General features: G+C 69.2%; 16 protein-coding genes. 11 read left to right on the plus strand and 5 right to left on the minus strand.

Translation table 11 applies throughout. From position 1 onward, the window contains the following. Window positions 1-285: 285 nt before the first annotated feature. Window positions 286-579 carry a hypothetical protein gene (locus ASF52_RS06330; protein WP_056169414.1) on the minus strand — a complete coding sequence of 98 codons (294 nt, stop codon included), beginning with the start codon at window positions 577-579 and terminating at the stop codon, window positions 286-288. 582 nt (window positions 580-1161) lie between these two features. Here ASF52_RS06330 and ASF52_RS06335 point away from each other — a divergent pair. The 8 genes from ASF52_RS06335 to ASF52_RS06370 all read left to right on the plus strand — a co-directional run bounded on the left by ASF52_RS06335 (window position 1162) and on the right by ASF52_RS06370 (window position 9785). Continuing rightward, window positions 1162-2241 carry a glycosyltransferase family 4 protein gene (locus ASF52_RS06335; RefSeq protein WP_056169617.1) on the plus strand — a complete coding sequence of 360 codons (1080 nt, stop codon included), beginning with the start codon at window positions 1162-1164 and terminating at the stop codon, window positions 2239-2241. A 7-nt stretch (window positions 2242-2248) separates the two neighbouring features. After that, a complete protein-coding gene (locus ASF52_RS06340; protein WP_056169417.1) occupies window positions 2249-3385 on the plus strand; it encodes a glycosyltransferase in 1137 nt (378 codons plus the stop codon). Beyond that, complete coding sequence (locus ASF52_RS06345) at window positions 3382-4488, plus strand: glycosyltransferase (RefSeq protein ID WP_056169419.1); 1107 nt, start codon at window positions 3382-3384, stop codon at window positions 4486-4488. The genes ASF52_RS06340 and ASF52_RS06345 overlap by 4 nt, the downstream gene beginning before the upstream one ends. Further along, window positions 4485-5615 carry a glycosyltransferase family 61 protein gene (locus tag ASF52_RS06350; RefSeq protein ID WP_156629985.1) on the plus strand — a complete coding sequence of 377 codons (1131 nt, stop codon included), beginning with the start codon at window positions 4485-4487 and terminating at the stop codon, window positions 5613-5615. The genes ASF52_RS06345 and ASF52_RS06350 overlap by 4 nt, the downstream gene beginning before the upstream one ends. Before the next feature lie 158 nt (window positions 5616-5773). Then, entirely contained in the window at window positions 5774-6781 is a 1008-nt protein-coding gene (locus ASF52_RS06355) for an endonuclease/exonuclease/phosphatase family protein (protein WP_244473722.1), read from the plus strand. 73 nt (window positions 6782-6854) lie between these two features. Beyond that, entirely contained in the window at window positions 6855-7628 is a 774-nt protein-coding gene (locus ASF52_RS06360) for a PIG-L deacetylase family protein (protein WP_056169429.1), read from the plus strand. After that, a complete protein-coding gene (locus tag ASF52_RS06365; RefSeq protein WP_056169620.1) occupies window positions 7622-8476 on the plus strand; it encodes a glycosyltransferase family 2 protein in 855 nt (284 codons plus the stop codon). The genes ASF52_RS06360 and ASF52_RS06365 overlap by 7 nt, the downstream gene beginning before the upstream one ends. Window positions 8477-8645: 169 nt before the next feature. Continuing rightward, the gene (locus ASF52_RS06370; protein WP_244473723.1) at window positions 8646-9785 is read left to right on the plus strand and encodes a glycosyltransferase; all 1140 of its coding nucleotides are present in this window, start codon (window positions 8646-8648) and stop codon (window positions 9783-9785) included. Here the strand turns inward: ASF52_RS06370 and ASF52_RS06375 are convergent. Both ASF52_RS06375 and ASF52_RS06380 read right to left on the minus strand, forming a co-directional pair. Then, window positions 9782-11329 carry a GMC family oxidoreductase gene (locus ASF52_RS06375; RefSeq protein ID WP_056169437.1) on the minus strand — a complete coding sequence of 516 codons (1548 nt, stop codon included), beginning with the start codon at window positions 11327-11329 and terminating at the stop codon, window positions 9782-9784. The genes ASF52_RS06370 and ASF52_RS06375 overlap by 4 nt on opposite strands. Continuing rightward, window positions 11326-12747, minus strand: coding sequence for an alpha/beta hydrolase (locus tag ASF52_RS06380; protein WP_056169440.1), 1422 nt, complete (start codon window positions 12745-12747; stop codon window positions 11326-11328). Before ASF52_RS06380 ends, ASF52_RS06375 begins: the two co-directional genes overlap by 4 nt. A gap of 193 nt (window positions 12748-12940) precedes the next feature. Here ASF52_RS06380 and ASF52_RS06385 point away from each other — a divergent pair, with 193 nt between their 5' ends. Then, window positions 12941-15031, plus strand: coding sequence for a prolyl oligopeptidase family serine peptidase (locus ASF52_RS06385; RefSeq protein ID WP_056169443.1), 2091 nt, complete (start codon window positions 12941-12943; stop codon window positions 15029-15031). Window positions 15032-15076: 45 nt separating this feature from the next. Here the strand turns inward: ASF52_RS06385 and ASF52_RS06390 are convergent, their stop codons facing one another. After that, on the minus strand, window positions 15077-15856 hold the full coding sequence (locus tag ASF52_RS06390; RefSeq protein WP_056169446.1) for a lytic murein transglycosylase: 780 nt from the start codon (window positions 15854-15856) through the stop codon (window positions 15077-15079). Between the two features lie 278 nt (window positions 15857-16134). Further along, the gene (locus tag ASF52_RS06395; RefSeq protein ID WP_274533781.1) at window positions 16135-17040 is read right to left on the minus strand and encodes an SDR family oxidoreductase; all 906 of its coding nucleotides are present in this window, start codon (window positions 17038-17040) and stop codon (window positions 16135-16137) included. A 170-nt stretch (window positions 17041-17210) separates the two neighbouring features. On the opposite strand from ASF52_RS06395, the gene ASF52_RS06400 reads away from it, so the two are divergent. Both ASF52_RS06400 and ASF52_RS06405 read left to right on the plus strand, forming a co-directional pair. Continuing rightward, on the plus strand, window positions 17211-17834 hold the full coding sequence (locus ASF52_RS06400; RefSeq protein ID WP_056169449.1) for a phosphatase PAP2 family protein: 624 nt from the start codon (window positions 17211-17213) through the stop codon (window positions 17832-17834). A 65-nt stretch (window positions 17835-17899) separates the two neighbouring features. Next, window positions 17900-19477, plus strand: a complete 1578-nt coding sequence (locus ASF52_RS06405; RefSeq protein WP_056169452.1) for a gamma-glutamyltransferase family protein — start codon at window positions 17900-17902, stop codon at window positions 19475-19477. The last annotated feature ends 82 nt before the right edge of the window (window positions 19478-19559 follow it).

Raw genomic sequence — 19559 nt, forward strand, 5'->3', positions numbered from 1 at the left:
GGCCGCCGCCGATGAACAGGCTTCTACGGGCCCATAGCCCAACCGTCAACGGCCAAATGACCGAACGATGCGATTTTCGCGACAGATCAACGACACCCTGCCCAAAGGCCCTTTGACGCCTCTCAATGGGCATTTAGAACGGTCAGGGTGCGGCGCCGCCCGCGCAATTCATCCAACAAACTCGCGGTCACGGAAACGCAAAACGGGGGCGCCACGGCTTGAACCGTAGCGCCCCCACCTGCCGTTCGAATCTTCATCCAGGCTGGACGAACTTCGATTGCTCGATCAGCAATCGTTGCCTTGCTGAGCCGCCGTGGGCTTGCCCTCGGCCTGCTTGGCGACATCGCTCGGTGACGTGGCCGTGTTCGAACCGGCGTTGTTCATCGCCCCAACCGTTCCGGGGGACTCGGCCTTTGCGCCCGGGCTAACGTTGCCTGTGCTGGCGCCATCGACCTTCGAGCTTTTCTCCGAGGCGGCGGATTTGCCGGCCGTGCCAGTGGCGCACGGCGCCGCGAAGACCGCGGTGGACGACAGCATCAGGAGAGCGGCAGCGCCAGCGAACTTGGTCGAACGTAGCATGTGTTCCTCCAAAACGTTTCTTGTGAAGCTGAAACGTCGTGCTGTGTGACTGGTTCCTGAGGAAGTTCTGAGAAGAAGTGGATTTTCGTGGTGCACTGCAGTATCCGCCAGTCATTGGAGGATGGCTCGACCGCAGGGGATACGGAGAAGCGCTGTTTTCGGTGGCGGAACCTGCCGCATATGCCCTTTTACCCAAATTCGAATTTTTGACTGGGACGTTCGCCATTGGTGTCCGCCATCGTACGTCCGTCCGAAGAAGCACCTTGGATCAGTCCCCTTGCGGACGGGAGTCCAGCGTGTCCGCCTACCGGGGCTGATCCGAAGTCAGGGATCGTTCAGACAAACTATGGATAAGGCTCACCTACTCGGATTCCAGCGGACCGGATCGCCAACGTGACTGCAGCGACCTCCAAGCACTCGTTTGACACTTTGATCGGGCCCGCGACCGGTCTCGATCCCATTCGCCGGCAACTTGGCGCTACTCAGCCGAAAAGCTCCGTGCTCGGCCGAACCATAGCAAAACCCTCGCTTCACGCCGGGTTCGCACCTTCTTCGAGCAGGGATGTCGCGAACCCCGTCAAGATCGCGATCATCGCGCATCTCAAGTACCCCATCGCCCAGCCCTTCTCGGGCGGCTTGGAGATGCATACGCATTTCCTCGCAAGTGCCTTGCGGGCGCGCGGACACCAAGTGACGCTCTTTGCCTCCGAGGGCTCGCAGGCGGATCTCGGCCTCGTGGCTGTCTGTGCGCCAACGGGCAGCACCTTCGACGAGGCGTCCTCGGCTCGAATCGACCTCCTCGAGGCTCACGCCTACGACCGCATCATGGATGCGGTCGCAAAAGGCGGCTTCGATATCGTCCACAACAACAGTCTGCATCCCCTGCCGTTGCTGCGTGCCCGCGAGGTCGCGGCGCCCATGGTCACGGCGCTGCACACGCCGCCCTTCGAGCCCTTCGTGCAGGGCGTGGTCGCGCGCGCGCATGACATGACGTTCGCCGCCGTTTCCAAATCCCTGGCCGAGGAGTGGTGCGCCGTGCTTCCGCGCCCGCTCGTCATCGGCAACGGTATCGATCTCGAAGCCTTCGCGTTCAATGCCCAGCCGGCGGGCCCGCCGCACGCCATCTGGACCGGACGCATCGTGCCCGAGAAGGGGCCGCATCTCGCCATCGATGCCGCGCGTGCGGCCGGCCTGCCTCTCGTCTTCGCGGGGCCGCAGAGTGATCCGGCCTACTGGGACAGCATGATCGCTCCGCGCCTCGGAGCGGACGTGACCTATCTCGGACACCTTTCGCATGCCGACCTCGCCCGGCGGGTCGGAGAGGCCCACGTCACCCTGTGCAGCCCCCGCTGGGAGGAGCCGTTCGGCCTGGTGGTGGCGGAATCGCTGGCATGCGGCACGCCCGTGGCGGCCTTCGGGCGCGGTGCGATTCCGGATATCCTCGACGCGTCCTGCGGCGTGCTGGCACGTGCCGACGACGTCGCCGACCTCGGCCGGGCGGTCTCCGAGGCTGTCGGGCTTGAACGTCTTGCGTGCCGTCGCCGGGCCGAGCACCTCTTCGATGCCAACGTGATGACGGATCGCTACGAGACGCTCTACCGTGCGGAGATGCGTCACGCCGCGCCGACGGTCCTGCACGCCCGCGCGCTCGGCGAGGCTTGAGCCGGTGATGCGCGATCACGGGGCCCTCGCGCGGGCCGTCGTTTGCGTGCCCGCCCGCAACGAGGCCGGCACCCTGCCTCGGCTGATCCGGTCCCTCGACGCCCAGGCCGGGGCCGGTCCCGACGCGCCGTTGCGGGTCGTGGTTCTCGCCAACAACTGCACCGACGACACCGTATCGATTCTGTCGGCCCTTGCAGGCGAGGGTAGCTGCGCGAACCTGCGGTTGCGGGTCGTGGAGGCACGGATCGCGCCCCGCGACGCGCATGTCGGCACCGCCCGGCGCATGGCGTTGGAAGCCGGTGTCGTCTGGCTGCGCGAGGAAGGTGTCGAAGACGGCGTTCTCCTAAGCACCGATGCGGATGCGGTGGCCCCGACCGACTGGGCGCTTGCCAACCTGCGGGCCCTCGACGGCGCCGACCTCGTCGGTGGTCGCTTGGTGATCGATCCGGAAATCGAACGACCCGATCCGGCCCTGAGCGATCTCCATGCCCGGATCGAGCGCTACTGGAGCGGGGTGCGGGCCCTAGAGGACATCCTCGATCCGCCGTCGCACGACCCCGCGCCGCGCCACGGCGACCATGTCGCGGCGAGCCTCGCCCTGCGCGTCGATCTGTACGAATCCGTCGGCGGGCTACCAGCCATCGCCTGTGGTGAAGACAACGCACTCGTCAGCCGCGTCCGCCGCGTCGGCGGGAGGGTGCGCCACTGCCCAGCCGTGTCGATCGGGGTGTCCGATCGTGCCACCGGGCGCGTCGAGGGCGGCATGGCGACGGAAATGCTCCGTCGTGCCCGGATCGCCGAAGGCCAGGGGAGCTACCGGTTGCCGCCCGCCGCCCATTGGCGCGCGCTCATCGAGCGCCGCCGCGACTGGCGCCTCGCCTGGGAGACCGGCCCCGACTGGCCCGCTGCCCTGCGCCGGCTCGGCATCGCGGAAGGCACCATCGACGCGATGGCCGCCGAGATCGCGGCCGAACCGTGCTCCAACGCCATCGCGTTCGTCGAGCGACTCGCTGCGCGGATCGGCGAGCCCGGGCCGGAGCCTGAGGCGCAGCCGCTCGACGACGTTCTCTCCGACCTCGAAACGCTTCGGCGAGAACTTGGTGCGCAACGGGCCGACGGAGCGGCGATGGCGCCGGCCGCATGAATCGGCGGCCCATCGGCTATTACGTCCACCACCAGGGCGCGGGGCACGCAACGCGGGCGCGCCTCATCGCGCGGACCCTCGCCCGGCCCTGTACCCTGATTGGGACGTTCGACGGGGCCGACCCCGGGGTCGACTCGTTCATCGATCTGCCCGACGATCGCATCGCCGCTGGCTTCGACGGTCGCGACAATGCGGCGACCCGGCCCATGGCCCTGCATTACGCGCCGTTGGGCGTCGATGGACTCCGCGACCGCATGGCCCAGATTGCCGCTTGGGTCGCGTCGGCCGATCCTGTTCTGATGATCGTCGACGTCTCTGCGGAAGTGGCCTTGTTCTCCAGACTTCTCTCGGTGCCGACCCTGGTAGTGCGGCTGCCCGGCGACCGCACGGACCCGCCCCATCTCGAGGCGTTTCGCAGTGCCGAACGCCTGCTCGCGTTCTTTCCTCGCGCGCTCGACGGTGCAGCGAACCCCGAATGGGTCCGATCCAAGACCGCGTATGTCGGCTATTTGAGCGCCGCTCCGAAAGCGGATCCCATCGGGGAAGACGGCTCGATCGTCGTCGTCTACGGGCGCGGTGGAGCGGGTGGATCGTTCGCCGATCTCGCCGCCGCGGCCCGCGCGGTGCCGGAGCGCCAGTGGCAGGTGGTCGGCCCGGTCACCGACGAGGGCGGTGAGTGCCCGGAGAACCTCCGTCTGCACGGATGGATCCCGGATATCGGACCGTACCTCGACAGCGCGGCCCTGGTCATCGGGACAGGCGGCGATGGCGTCGTCTCGGGTGTCGTGGCACGGGGCAAGCGCTTCGTCTGCATTCCCGAGCCTCGCGCGTTCGACGAGCAGGCCGCCACCGCGCGGGCGCTTCAGGCGCATGGGGCGGCGATTCATCGGGCGGACTGGCCGCCCCCCGGGGATTGGCCGGCCTTGGTTCGGGCTGGTCTGGCACTCGATCCGGCGCTCATGACGTCTCTCGACCAGCCCGACGCCCTGACGCGGGCCGCACGCCTGATCGGAGATTTCGCCGACAGGCTTGATCCGCAGTCCAGCGCACCGAAGTCCGTCGGCCCAGGCGTGGCGCCATATTCGAACGGACGACGCGCGTGACATCCCCGCTCCAGCCCCGAACCGTCGCGCGGTGCCCACTCGACGGGGTCGCGGCGGCGGCGGGAACCGTCGGCGAACTCTGCGCCGGTCCGGCCATTGGTATCCGATACCATGAGTTCGCCGCACCGTACGATCAGGTAGTGCAACCCCTGTGTTGGCTCGGACCGGGCGACCGCGCGACGTATGACCTCCACACCGCCTCGGTCCCCCCCGTCCGGCTGTACCGCATGGGGGGCGGCACGCACATCTTCGGCAAGGGGCTCCTTGTCCGCGACGACGCGCTGATCGAACTCGACCGCTATGGGTTCCACGAACTCGGACGCTTCGACTATCCGTTCAACGCCGGGTTCCTCCAACTCGACGGAACGATGGCCCGCATCGCGCCGCCTGCGCGGGTGCGGGTCATCGACGAACCCTGCATCCTTCTCTCACAGGGCGGTGAAGCGGTTTGGGGACATTGGCTCCTGGACCTCTGGCCACGGCTGATCATGGCTCTTTCGGCGCCCATGCGGGTGCGGATCATTCTTGATGCCGATGTCGCGCCATGGGTCGCGGGGATGCTGCGAAACGCGGGGATCGGTCCCGATCGCGTCATCTGGCACGACAAGGGCCGCGAAACCCTCCTCGCAGACGACGTCTACGTGCCTGGCTTCCTGCGCTGGCGCAGCGCGGTCTCGCCCTGGGTCAACTTGGCTTGGAATCTGTTCCCCGCTGCGCCCGGAGCGGGACCGCAGCGCCTCTACGTCAGCCGGACCCGAACCGGTGCGGGGTCGTCGTTGAGCAACGCCGCCGAGATCGAAGCCATGGCCGTGCGGCGCGGCTACACGTTGGTCCACCCCGAATCCCTTCCCCTCGATCGACAGGTAGCCCTGTTCGCGGGAGCGACCCACGTCGTTGGCGAGGCCGGATCGGCTCTGCACAATACAGCGTTCAGCCCTGCCGGAACACGCGTCGGCGTGATGCTGTCGCCCACCGGCTTCATTCGCATTCTGCAAGCGGGTATCGGCCATGTCCGGGCGCAGCCGACGGGCTTCGCGTTCGGAGACCCTGCCGGCGACGCCCGTCGGATCACCATGCCGGGTGCCCTCGCAACCGAGCTGCTCGATGCCATGGATGCGGTTTCCTGAATCGACGCCCCGACGAAGAATTCCCATCGCCCATCGGCACCATCGCCACGCTCGCGGCGTTTGGTCGAACTTGGCCTTGACCGGTCTGGAGTTGCGGAGGCGCGGGCGTGGCGGGATCGGCTTGGATATGGGCTCTCAAGGGAGCCGGCTGGTTCCTCGTGGCTTCCACCCTCATCCCGTTCATCCGCAGCGACGCAGGGTTCATCCGGACCTTCGACTTCCCGCGCCTTCAGGTGGCGGTGGCCAGCGTCCCGATCCTCATCCTGCTCCTTATCTTTGCCCGTGACAGAACCGGGTTGGCCTTGTTCGCCGCACTCCTCGCCTGCTTCGCCTACCAGGCCTACCGGATCTTCCCGTTCACGCCCCTGCACGCACCACAGGCCGTGGCCGCGACGGCGGCGACCTGCCGCCAAGAAGCCGAGGTCTCGCTTCTGGTCGCCAACGTCCTGCAGGACAACACCGATCACCAGAGCCTGCTGCGCCTCGTGGACCGGCACGATCCCGACCTCCTGCTCGTCCTGGAGACCGATGCGCGCTGGCGTGACGCGCTCATTTCCCTCAGAGCGCGCTATCCGAGCGTCATCGAGCAGCCTCAGCCCAACACCTACGGGCTTTTGTTCTACGCCAAGCTCCCGCTCGAAAACCCGCAGGTGCGGTTCCTGCTCCAAGACGACGTGCCGTCGATCCGCACCGTCGTGGTCCTCCCGTCTGGCGAGCGCTTCACCCTGTTCGGCGTGCACCCGCGCCCTCCCCATCCGGGTCACAGCTCCGCTCCGCGGGACGCCGAGCTTGTCATGGTCGCCCGCGAGGTGCGGGATTTGGACGGGCCGGCAGTGGTGGCCGGCGACCTCAACGACGTCGCCTGGTCGCGTACCACCACCCTGTTCCAGAAGATCAGCGGCCTCCTCGATCCGCGGATCGGACGGGGCCTGTACCCGACCTTCAACGCCAAATGGCCCCTGCTGCGCTGGCCCCTCGACCACATCTTCTTCAGCGACGATTTCCTTCTCGGACGCCTGGAGCGGCTGCCGTATATCGGCTCGGACCATTTCCCGATCCTGATCTCCCTGTGCCGCACTGCGGTCGCGCCGAGGGTGCAGGACGCGCCCGAGGCGACCGCCTCGGACATGGAAGCAGGGCGCGAGGCCATCGAGGCCGTGAAGTAGGTCGCGGCGGCTTGATCTCCCCGACCACATCGGTGATGCCGAAGCCCGTCTCCCACCGATCCACGAGGACCACATGAACCTCGAAGCGTTCCTCGCCGCCGCCGGGCGCCTGCCCGTCGCCTCCCTCGACACCATTCTCGGAGAGGCGGGCTCGCAGAAGGGACTGGTGGTGGTCGCTCCCCATCCCGACGACGAGAGCCTCGGATGCGGCGGACTCATCGCGGAGGCCTGCCGCCTCGGCCGCGCCGTGCGTCTCGTCGTCGTCACCGACGGGTGCGGCTCGCACACCCACTCCGCCATGTATCCGCCCGAGCGTCTCCGGACGCTGCGCGAGGACGAGACCCGCACGGCCGTGGCCGAACTCGGCCTCGCCCCGGAATATGTGCGCTTCCTGCGTCTGCCCGATGCGCATGCGCCGAGTGCCGGCCCGGAGGCGGAGGCCGCCGCCGCCGCGATTTTGGATGACGCCGCATCTTGCAACGCCGGCGCCCTGTTCGTCACCTGGGGTCACGATCCGCATTGCGACCACAAAGCCTCGGCTGCCATCGTCGCCCTGGCCCAGGTCCAGCGGCCGGCCCTGCCGGCCTATGCCTATCCGGTCTGGGGGTTCACCCTGCCGCCGGAGACCGAGGTGGGCGACCCCCCCGAGGGCTACCGCCTCGACATCGCCGCGCATCTCCCGGCGAAGGCCAGGGCGGTGGCCGCCCACCGCTCGCAGACCACGGACCTTATCGCCGACGATCCCACGGGGTTTCGCCTCGCGCCCGACATGCTGGCCAATTTCGCGAAACCGCACGAGATCTTTCTGCGAATGGGTCCGGTGGTCTCCGAGGCATCCCCATCGTGAGCGCCAGCGTCGTCACCTTGAACAAGGGCCGGGATGCCCATCTCGCCCGCCTCCTCGAAGGCCTGGCGCGCGGAACGCCGCCTGCCGAATGCGTGGTGGTGGAGATGGGGGCGGAGCCCCCTCCCCTGCCGGATTACGGGTTTCCCGTCCGCCGCATCGTCCTCGGCGCCGACGGGCTCCCCCTGGCGCGGGCCCGCAACGCCGGACGGCGGGTCGCGTCGGGCGATCATCTCGTCTACCTCGACGTCGATTGCATCCCGTCCCCGGATCTCGTCGAGAGCCTCGACGCCGATCTGGCCGAGGCCGATGGTTTGATCTGCTGCGAAGTCCGCTACCTCCCATTCGGGGCTGTCTCGGACGGCTGGACACCGGCCGGCCTGCATGCGGCCGGACAACCGCATCCGGTCCGGGTGTTTCCCGAGGCGGGGCGGGAACCGACGAACAATCCGGGCCTGTTCTGGTCCCTTGCCTTCGGTGTGCGTACGGCCACCTTCGACCGCCTCGGGGGATTCGACGAGGCCTTCGACGGCTACGGTGCGGAGGACACCGACCTCGCTTTCCGCGCCGCTGCCGCCGGGGTGCCGGTGCTGCTGACGGCGCGCGGCGAAGCCTACCACCAGCACCACCTCGCCTGCGACCCGCCCCTTCAGCACTTCGACAGCATCGTCCGCAACGCCCGTCGCTTCCATGCCCGCCACGGCCTTTGGCCCATGGACGGCTGGCTCGACGCCTTCGCCCGCCTCGGCCACGTTTCGGCGACCTGGCGCGACGATGACCTGACTGTCCTGCGCGCACCCTTTCACGCCGAGGTCGCGGCGGTACGGGTGGCGTCGGAGGATCCGTTCTGAAAGGCCTTCGAAGGTCCTGATGAACCGGGCCGACGTCGTTTCGCATCGGCGGCGCAGGACGGGGCGACGAACGTCATCCACCCACAAGCGTCGCCATTGTTCCGCTTCGCCGACCTGCTAGGGACGCTTTCTGCCGCGCCGTCGAACGCCGGCCGCCAGGAGACCCGTCGTGCCGTCTGCCGTTCCCAACACCGTCATCGCGATTCCAGTCCGCAACGAGGCCGAACGGATCGAGGCTTGCCTGCGGGCCATCGACGCTCAAACGGGACTCGCACCCGGCAGCCTCGCACTCGTGCTGTTCCTCAACAACTGCACGGACGGGACGGAGGCCATCGTCGAAGCCCTGCGGCCGAGCCTGTCGCTGCCGATGCGGGTCAGCCACGTCACGTATGCGCAAGCCCATGCCGGATGGGCCCGACGCGAAGCCATGAACGCCGCCGTCGATTGGATCGGGGCGGCATCCGGCGGCGCCATTCTGTCCACGGATGCCGACAGCCGGGTCCCGCCGGATTGGGTCCTGCGCAATCTCGCCGCATTACGGGCCGGAGCCGATGCGGTCGCGGGGCGGATCGAACTCGATGCCGACGAGGCCGCGTTGCTGCCGCCCTCCCTGCATGAACGCGGCCGCCTGGAGGATGCCTACAGCGCCGTCCTGACGGAGATCGAGGCGCGGATCGACCCCGATCCCCACGACCCTTGGCCGTGCCACCGTACGACCATCGGGGCCACCCTGGCGGTGACCCGGGAAGCCTACGTGGCCGTGGGCGGCATGCCCGCCATCGCGCTCGGCGAGGACGGTGCCTTCGTCGCCGCCCTGCTGCGGCAGGGCTACCACGTGCGGCATGCCCCCGAGGTGGTGGTGACCGTGTCCGGCCGCCTCGTCGGCCGGGCGCCCGGCGGCGTCGCCGACACCATTCGGGCCCGCTGCGAGAAGCCCGAGAGCCTGTGTGACGCCCGCCTCGAGGCGGTGCCGCACGCGGTGTTCCGCTACCTGTGCCGACGGCACCTGCGGCGGCTGCACGGCGAGGGACGCCTTAAGGGGACGCGGGGTTGGGCGCGCTTCCTCAAGATTTCAGAGACGGATGCCGTCCGCATCGCCGCCCTGCCGCTTCCCGGCCTCGCCGTGGCCGAGGCCGAGCGGGTGAGTCCGCGCCTCGTCTACCGGCCGCTGGGGCCGTTCGAACTGGCGCACCACACTCGACTCGCCCGCCTTGCGCTGGTGCCGATCCGGGCGCTGACCCGGATCGCCAACCGCCGCGTCACCACCCCGCCGCCACGGCCCGTTGCGGTGGGGTTGGAGGCACCCTAGCGGCCCTTGAGGAACGCCTCGGCCGTACGCAGGCTCAGCGCCATGATGGTCAGGGCCGGGTTCGCCGCGAGCGAACTCGGAAAGGTCGACCCGTCGCTGATCCAGAGGTTCGGCACCTCGAAGCTGCGCCCGAACGGATCCACGACGGCCGTGTCGCCGTCCCGGCCCATGCGGCAGGTGCCGAGGGTGTGGGCCACCCGCTCCAGGACCCAGATGTCGCTGGCCCCGGCCGCTTCCCAGATCGCCTTCATGGTCCGGGTGGCGTGGGCGTTGAGACGGTGCTCGTTGGTGCCGTAACCGAAGCTGATCTGCGCCTTCGGCACCCCGAACGCGTCGACCTCACCCGACAAAGTGAGCACATTGGCATCGCACGGCAGGGTCTCGCCGTTGATCCCGATCCCCGCGAAGTGGTTGTAGCGGCCGAGGTAGTCGGTCAGGGCCCGACCCCAGAGACCGCGGCCCCGCGCCACGGAATTGCCGAAGGTCAGCGGCAGGACACCGAGGCTCTGCATGAGGTAGCCGCCCGCGAAATCGGCATCCGCTGGCCGCACCATGTCCTCGCTGATGAGGGAGGACGGATAGCCCCGGTTCATCCGGACCTCGCCATCGAAGGTGCCCCAGACCTGGGTCGCGACGTGCCCCATGTAGTTGCGCCCGACCTGACCGCTGCCGTTGGCGAGGCCAAGATGCAGTAGGAGTCGGGGGCTCTCCACAGCACCGGCACACAGAAACACCGCCGCGCATCGTTGCCGATGGTCCGTTCCATCCTTGCGGTACGTCACGGCCGTGATGCGTCCCATCCCATCGTGCTCCGTTCCATGGACGCGGCACAGGGAACGGATCTCGGCACCGTGCGCAACGGCCAGGGGCAGGTAGGTCACGTCCATGCTGGTCTTGGCGCCGTTGCGGCAGCCCTGGTGGCAGAAGCCGCAATTGATACAGGCGTTTCGGGTCCCCCCGCCCTCCTGGGCGAAGTCCCTCGACACCACGGCCGCCGGCGCATCCGTGGCGCGAATGCCCAACCCCTCGCAGGCCTGAGCCATGATTCCGGCCGGACCATTGCGTGGAACCGGACCCAGCGGGTAGCGCCGCTCTGAATCCCACGGGTAGGCCTGCGGTCCCGAAACTCCGATGAAGCTCTCAACCCGCTCGTAGAACGGACGCAGGTCCTCGTAGTCGAGCGGCCAGTCGACGCCCTCTCCAGTCTCCGTGAAGAGCTTCAGGTCACGCTGGTCCGCCCGGGGTGTGAACGCCCCCCAATGCAAGGTCGAGCCTCCGACCCCGGTACCGCTGTTGTTGGCCCCGAACGCCTCAGGCGTGGAGCCGCCGCTCAGTCGTTCGTCCGTCCAATAGATCTCGTCGGCCAAGGTTTCGTCGAAAGCGAACCGGGACGGATCGAAGTTCGGCCCCGCCTCTAGGGCGACCACCTTCAGGCCCGCCGCGGCCAGTCTGGCGAGGAGGGGGGCTCCGCCGGCGCCGGTCCCGATCACAACGGCATCGACAGCATCGTCGAGGGCGTAGCGGCGCATGGAATCGAGATTCATCGAGCCTCTCCCGCCTGGGCCACGGGTTCCCAAGATTCGCGGGCATCGATCCCGAATTCCACGAAACCGGGAAGACGCGCGGCGTCGTCTCCACCGGCGCCGATGCCGCTGAAACCCAGACGCGCCAGGGACGCGGGATGAGCGAGGTAGGTGCGCACTACGTCGCCACGCAGATCTTCGAACCACAGCTTCATTTGTGCGGCATCGAGCTCACTGCCGACGATCGGCAGCTGCGCATCGGCAACGGCTGCCACCAGCGAATCCTGCACCGAACCCGGAAGGGCGAGGAAACCGACGGCATGAGCAGCGTAAGCCGCCGCATCGATGGTCCGTAGGGCGGCCGCGTATGCCTTCGGGTCGGCCGGCAATGCGGCGAAGCGCCAGCCGTCGCCCGAGCCCGACGCCAGACGTGCCTCGATGCGAGCACCGATATCCATGGCGGTCCGCCCGTCTTGCGGCAGCACACGATCGACGATCGCGCGCAGACTTGCGAGTTCGAGGGCATTCAGCACCTCTGGACGGTAGGCCGGATCGTCGGGCTCGGCCCGTGCTACGAGAGCTTCCCGGAGCCGGTTGTTGACGCGCGGCGACGCGATGAGGTCTGCGTAGGAGGCGGGCACAGGCACTGCGCCAGGCGAGGCCTCGACAGGACGGACCATCTCCTTGCGGATCAGATCCGCCACGGCATGCGGCCGTTCTAGGGGCAGCAGGTGCCCGGCCCCCTGAAGTACGACGTGCCGAGCGTCGGCGAGATGGGGAATCATCAGGCAGATCTGTGCGGCCGCTCCGAGATCGCTGTCCTCCGAGCCGCTCAGAACCAGAGCAGGCGTTCGTAGAACACCGATGCAGGCACACCAGTCCTCGCGGCTCCCCGCTTCGAGCCAAGCCGTCCAAGCCCCGGGATCGGCACGCAGCACATCCGCCACCGCTTGTGCCCGGTCCGAGGCCTTCAAAGGGGCGCCGACGTTCTGGTCGATGAAGTCGCCCGCCTCGGCCTGCCGCGTACGCTCATCCGCAGAAATCCAGGCGATCATCGCCTGCCGCTTCTCGTCGGACATCGGCTCGGGACTCGGCGGTGAGCCTGCCAGAAGTATGAGGCCGCTAAGGCCCGCCAGACGATCGTCTCCGTCCTCCGCCCGGCGCGCCAGGGCGAGAGCCACCTTGGCGCCCATGCTATGGCCGGCGATCCACCAGCGCGCCGGCAAGAACTCGGAGATCCGCCCGGCGATGTGGTCGGCCATGGCCTCCACGGATGTGCCGGAGACGCTAGAGGCGTCGCCGAAGCCTGGGAGGTCGAACGGGATGCACGTCGCGGCCTCGCCGAGGCTCGCGGTCATCTCTCCCCATTCGCGCGAGGAGCCGCCTAAGAAGTGTAGGCAGAAAAGGGTGGTCGGTGGATCGAGGGAGGCGTGCAACATCGCATCGACATCGCCTCTTACAGCGCCGCTTCAAGCGAGCGCACCCGCGACCCCTCGCTGCACCCCAGCGGTTTAATCCCGGCTTCTGGCGAAAAGTCCCCCTGCGGAGAGTGTGCGCGACTGTCCGACGCTGGGCGGAAATTCGAGGTCCGGGGTCGTGTCTCGGCGAGCGAGTTGGCTTACCTTCTCGGCCATGACGAAGAACACTGCTCCGTTGCCCGATCCACGCCCGACCCGCGAATATCCGGACGACGATCCCTACCTTTGGCTCGAGGAGGTGGATGGCGAGAACGCGTTGGCCTGGGTGGAGACCCGGAATGCCGAGACCCTGGCACTCTACGCCGACGCCTCCTTCGCCCGAGACAGCGACACGGCGCGAGATCTGATGGACCGCCCCGATCGTATCGCGATGGTGCGCCGGCGCGGTGAGCAGCTCTACAATTTCTGGAAGGACGCCGAGCATCCGCGTGGCTTGTGGCGCCGCGCGGACGAGAGCGGCTACCGCGCCGGGACCCCGGAATGGGATGTCGTCCTCGATCTCGACACCCTGGCGGCCAGCGAGGGCGAAGATTGGGTCTGGGCCGGTGCCGACCTTCTTCCCGTATCGCGCGACCGGGTGCTGTTGAAGCTCAGTCGGGGCGGTGGCGACGCGACGGTCCTGCGCGAATTCGACCTGACCGAACGGTCCTTCGTCGCGGATGGGTTCATTCTCCCCGAAGCCAAGGGCGGTGCGACGTGGCTCGACCGCGACACGCTGCTGCTGTCGAGTGCCCTGGGCGACGGCATGGCGACCCGTGCGGGCTATCCCCGGACCGTCCGCCTGTGGGCGCGCGGCACGGACCCGCTTGCCGCGCGCATTCTTTTCGAAAGCGCACCGGAGAACATGGGTGTGTGGGCCGGCGTCGAGCGACCGCCGACGGGCGAGCGCATCGTCATCGCCGAGCGTACCGGCTTCTTCGACGGTTTTCTCCACCTGGCCGACCGCGAAGGCGTCGAGATCCGCCTCGATGTTCCATCGGACGCCGAGATTCACCTGCATCATGATGGGCTCGCCGTGCAGCCCCGCACGGCCTGGAGCGTCGGCGGGCGGACCTATGGACCCGATACGGTCCTGGCCATCGCCCTGTCCGACTTTCTCGCCGGAGCGCGCGACTTCACCGTGCTGTGGGAGCCGAGTGAACGGCGCGCGCTGCAGGATGTGTTCTGGTCCGGGGACCGCCTCGTCATCGGCGCACTCGATAATCTGAGCCCCCGCTTCAGCGTCTGCGAGCGAAGCGCCGCGGGTTGGACCGAAAGGCCCATACCCGGCGTGCCCGCCATCGGAACCGTCTCGGTGTGGCCCCTCGACGCCGATCCGGACGACGCGGACGGCGAACTGAGCGCCCTGATGCAGGACCCGGTGACGCCGCCGACCCTCCTGGCGATCCCACCTGCCTTGTCGACCCCGACCGTTCTGCGCACGACGCCGGCGACCTTCGATGCCGCCGGACTGCGGGTGACGCGGCACGAGGCGATCTCGGCCGACGGAACCCGAATCCCCTACGTCCAGACCGGACCGGTGGGCGAGACGGGGGATGCGCCCGTTCACCTGACGGCCTACGGCGGCTTCAAGGTCTCGATTCTGCCGACCTATCAGGCGGTTATGGGGAAGCTGTGGCTCGAGCCGGGCGGTACCTGCGTGAGCGCGAACATCCGCGGTGGTGGTGAATTCGGGACTGCGTGGCATGAAGCCGGCCGGCGCGAAGGCAAGGCGCTGGCCCATGACGATTTCGCCGCCGTCGCCGCGGATCTCGTCGCGCGCGGCGTCACCCGGCCCCACCGCATCGCCGCCGAGGGGGGATCGAACGGCGGCCTCCTCATCGCCAACATGCTGACGCGCTACCCCGAGCGCTTCGGTGCCCTGTTCTGTACCATCCCGCTCATCGACATGCGCCGCTACACCAAGCTGCTCGCCGGCGCGAGCTGGATCGCGGAGTACGGCGACCCCGACGATCCCACGGACTGGTCGTTCCTCCAAGGCATCTCGGCCTATCATGCGGCACGCGCCGGAGAGCCCTACCCGCCGATCCTCATCGCCACGAGCCGGCGGGACGACCGGGTCCATCCGGGGCACGCCCGCAAGATGGCGGCAAAGCTCCAGGCCCTCGGCTACGGTGCCGCGTTCTACGAGCCCGCCGCCGGCGGCCACGGCTACGGCAACGACAGCACCCAGGCCGCCACCTTCATGGCGCTCGGCATAAACTTCCTGCGCCGATCCATCGGGTGGAACCCGAACCCGGTCTAAGCGGGCGGACTCCGGGCTTCCCAGCGGGAAGCCCGGGATGCGCGATCACTGACCGTCGATGCGGCTGCCGAGCAGAGCGATGGCCTTCTGGTAGACGGTGGCGGCGTTCCAGCCTTGGATCGCCGCGAAGTTCGGCTCGCCCGGCTGATAGCCGGCGCCGCGCTGCCAACCATGCGCCTTGAGGAAATTCGCCGTTGCGTTCAAGGCGTTGGGGATGCTGTCGAGGCTACCGCCCGTACCGTAGTTGAGAACGCTTTTCGGCAGGAACTGAGTGTGGCCGACCTCGCCATGGGCGGCCCCCCGGGTACCGGCCGTGAGGATGCCGCGATCGACGAGGGTGAGGGCGGCGTTGAGCTGATCGGTGAAGAAGGCCGAGCGGCGGCAATCGTAGGCGAGGGTCGCCACGGCCGACAGGGTGTTGATGTTTCCCCGGACCGCACCGAACCCCGTCTCCATGCCCCAGATCGCCAGGAGCGGACCGGCGGGCACGCCGTAGCGCTGCTCGATGGAGGCGAACAGGGCCGCGTTCTGCTGCTTGAGGGCGCGGCCGCGGGAGACGATGGCGGGGCCGCCGCGCTTGGCCAGGAACTGGTCGAGGCTGAGCTTGAAGCTCTTCTGGCCGCGATCGGCCGAGATGGTCGCCGTGGAGTAGGATGTTCCCATCAGCGCCGCGAGACTTTCCGCGCTGGCGCGGCCCCGGGCTTCGTCGGCGAATTCGCGCTTCCAGGATTCGAAGCCGGACGCCGAGTTTCCGCAGGTCGCCGCCTGGGCTTGACCGACAAAACTAAGGAGGGCGACGGCGCAGGCCGCACCGGAAAACGTCATGTACCCGCGTCTCGACATTCGACAACTCCTAAAACGACCTTGGGCTCCGACGAGCCGGTTCGGGCACCGCTCGGCCATTGGACGATGTCAACTCCAAGGCACCGGGACACCTCGACCGTTCGGATCGGGCGTTTTCTCGCGATAGTGACAGGGAAGGCTCCCCGGCACGGACCGGCGCATGCCGTTCCGGCCCCTGCGGCGTGGAACGGCGCAGGGCCGAATGGAACGGTGGCGCGCTCCGTCACACCACGGGCTGCGCCGGTCTGCGCACCGGGCGGTCAGTACATCGGCACGCCACCCGTCACCGGCACGAGGGCACCGCTCATGTAGCTGCCCTCGCGGGAGGCGAGGAGCACGTAGGCGGGGGCGAGTTCGGCCGGCTGGCCGGCGCGGCCGAGCGGCGTGTCGGCACCGAGCGACGCGATCTCGTCCGGCCCCTTCACGATGGGCTGGATCGGCGTCCAGACCGGGCCGGGGGCGACGCAGTTCACCCGGATGCCCTGGGGCGCGAGGAGGTTCGACAGGCCGATGGTCAGGCTGGCGATGGCGCCCTTGGTGGCCGCGTAGATCAGCATCGACTTCGTGGCGACCTTGGCCTGCTGGCTCGTGGAATTCACGATGGCGCCGCCCGGCTTCATGTGCGGCACGGCGGCCTGGGCGAGGTACATCATCGCGAACACGTTGGCCCGGAACGAGCCCTCGATGTCGGCCTCCGTCAGATCGTCCAGACCTTCGTTGACCACCTGGGCGGCGGCGTTGTTCACCAGGATGTCGAGGCGGCCGTACTCCGCGACCGTCCGGGCGACGAGGGCACGGCAATAGGCGGGATCGCGCAGGTCGCCCGGGACGAGGATCGCGCGGCGGCCGGACTTGCGCACCCAGGCGGCGGTGTCCTCGGCGTCGGACTGCTCGACGGGCAGGTAGGCGATGGCGACGTCGGCGCCCTCCCGGGCATACGCGATGGCGACCGCGCGGCCGATGCCGGAATCGCCGCCGGTGATGAGGGCGACCCGGTCGGTGAGGAGGCCCTTGCCGACGTAGCTCGTCTCGCCGTGGTCGGGCGTCGGGTCCATCTTCGTGGTGAGGCCGGGACGCTCCTGCTGCTGGTCGCCGGGAAATGGCGGCCGGGGGCCGGCTTCGCGCGGGTCGGGATTGGTGCCGGGCTGCATGGTATCGGGCTGCATGATGGGTCCGGTGCTTTCCGCTGGCGGGGGCGCTTCGGACGGCCCCCTGTCGCGCGGCCATGTAGGGCGCGCCGCGCGCCGCACCCTGTGACGCAGGGACTTACGGAACGCAGGCACTCACGCGCCGCAGGGACCCGTCGAACGGAAACACCCCGGCCGCGTTGAGACGCATGCTTGACCGTAAGAGAACCCCGGCCCGGACCCGCGACACCCGGCTGCTGCCGGGGGAGGCCGCCGACATCGCCCTCGGCGTCGGCCTCGCCACGGCCAAGGACCATCGGGCGGTCCGCACCCTCGGGAGCCTGAGCGAAGTCGGCGCCTGGGAGGTGCTGTTCGCGGTCTCGGCCGCGACCTGGGCCGTGGGCGCTGCGCGCGGCGACGCCCGGCTGGCGGCGACGGGCCGGCACATGCTCGGGGCGGGCCTCCTGGCGAGCCTGACGAAGACCACCCTCAAGCGCCTCGTCCATCGCACCCGGCCGAACGTCCTGATGGAGGAGAACACCTATGCCCGCGGCTGGCTCGGCCCCAACGACGGGCCGTGGCAATCCTTCCCGTCGGGACATGCGGCGGTGAGCGTCGCGGTGGCGCGCGCCGTTGCCCGGGCGTGTCCGGAGGCGGGCGGCGCGGTCCAGGCGGGGGCCGGCCTCATCGTGGTGGCGCAGGTGTTGCGCGGGGCGCATTATCCGGCCGACGTGGCGGTCGGCGCCCTGATCGGGCTCGCCGCCGAGGCCGCCGTGAACCGCGTCGCCGGACCCGTGACCGACGGCCCTCGACCTCCGGCGCCATCCCGGTAAGGGATTTGCCTGAGGGACTCGCCTGAGAATTTGCCCGTGCACGCGCCCGAGAAGAGGACTGGCCCATGAGAGATTTCGCCCGGCCCGGGCGTTCCCCGGTCCATGCCGGTGCGGCCGCCGTCGCGACCTCGCACCCCCTCGCCTCCCTGGTGGCCGTCGAGACCCTTCGGGCCGGGGGCAATGCCGTCGACGCCGCCATCGCGGCGGTGGCGGTGCAATGCGTCGTCGATCCGCTGATGACCGGCATCGGCGGCGACTGCTTCGCCCTGTACGCCCCGAAGGGCGCCTCCGTCCCCATCGCCCTCAACGGCTCGGGCCGCAGCCCGGCGGCGGCGCACGATGCGTGGTACCTCGAGCAAGGCGTCACCATCGAGCCCACCTCCCCCCATGCGGTGACGGTGCCGGGCGCCGTCGCCGCCTGGAGCCGCCTGCTCGCCGATCACGGCACGCGCGACCTCGCCGCGCTGCTGCGGCCGGCCATCGCCTACGCGGAGGATGGCTACCCGGTGCAGCCCCGCGTCGCCTTCGACTGGGCCCGCAACGCCGCGCGGGTCGCCGCCGATCCGGTCTCGGCCGCGCTCTTCCTGCCCGGCGGCGCGGCGCCGGAGGCGGGCACGCGCATGCGCAACCCGCGCCTCGCCGCCACCCTGCGGCGCATCGCCGGGGACGGCGCGCGCGGTTTCTACGAAGGCCCCGTGGCCCGCGACATGGTCGACCGCCTGCGGGCTTTGGGCGGCCTCCACACCCTGGAGGATTTCGCCGCCGCCGCGCCTGAGATCGTCACCCCGATCACCACGCGCTATCGCGGCTACGACGTGTACGAATGCCCGCCGAGCGGCCAGGGCCTCGCCGTGCTGATGATGCTCAACATGCTCGGCGCCGACGACGTCGGTGCCCTGTCCGAGCTCGACCGGGTCCACCTCTTCGCCGAGGCGTGCAAGCAGGCCTATCACCACCGCGATGCCCTGTTCGCCGATCCGGTGCTCGCCGCCGTGCCGGTGGATCACCTGCTTTCTCAGGCGTGGCACGCGCGGGCGCGGGGCGCCATCAGCATGGGCCGGGCGCAAAGTCCCGTGATCTGGCCCGAGATCGCCCACACCGACACGATTTACCTCTGCGTGGTCGACCGCGACGGCAACGCCATCTCGCTCATCAACTCGATCTTCCAGCCCTTCGGCACCGGCATCACCGCGCCGGAGAGCGGCGTGCTCCTGCACAATCGCGGCCTGTCCTTCCGGGTCGAGCCCGGCCACCCCAACACCATCGGGCCGAAGAAGCGCCCCATGCACACCATCATCCCGGGCCTGCTCATGCGCGACGGCCGCGCGGTGGCGCCGTTCGGCGTCATGGGCGGGCATTACCAGGCCATGGGCCACGTCGAGCTGCTCACCGGCCTCCTCGACCGCGGCCTCGACGTGCAGGAGGCCTTGGACGCGCCCCGCAGCTTCGCCTACGGCGGCGGCCTCGAACTCGAGCCCGGCTTCGGCCCCGGCCTCGCGGCGGGCCTCGCCGCCCGCGGCCACACCCCACTCGCCGCGGCCCAGCCCATCGGCGGCGGCCAGATCATCTGGATCGACCACGCCGCCGGCACCCTCACGGCGGGCTCCGACCCCCGCAAGGATGGCTGCGCGCTGGGGTATTGAACGGGGCAGCGCCGCGAAGATCGCCGCCGGGTCGATCGACGCCGTCCGGTCTCCCGCGGGGAAATCACGCGGGACCAGCGGC

It is taken from the genome of Methylobacterium sp. Leaf112 (assembly GCF_001423295.1).
Taxonomy (GTDB): domain Bacteria; phylum Pseudomonadota; class Alphaproteobacteria; order Rhizobiales; family Beijerinckiaceae; genus Methylobacterium.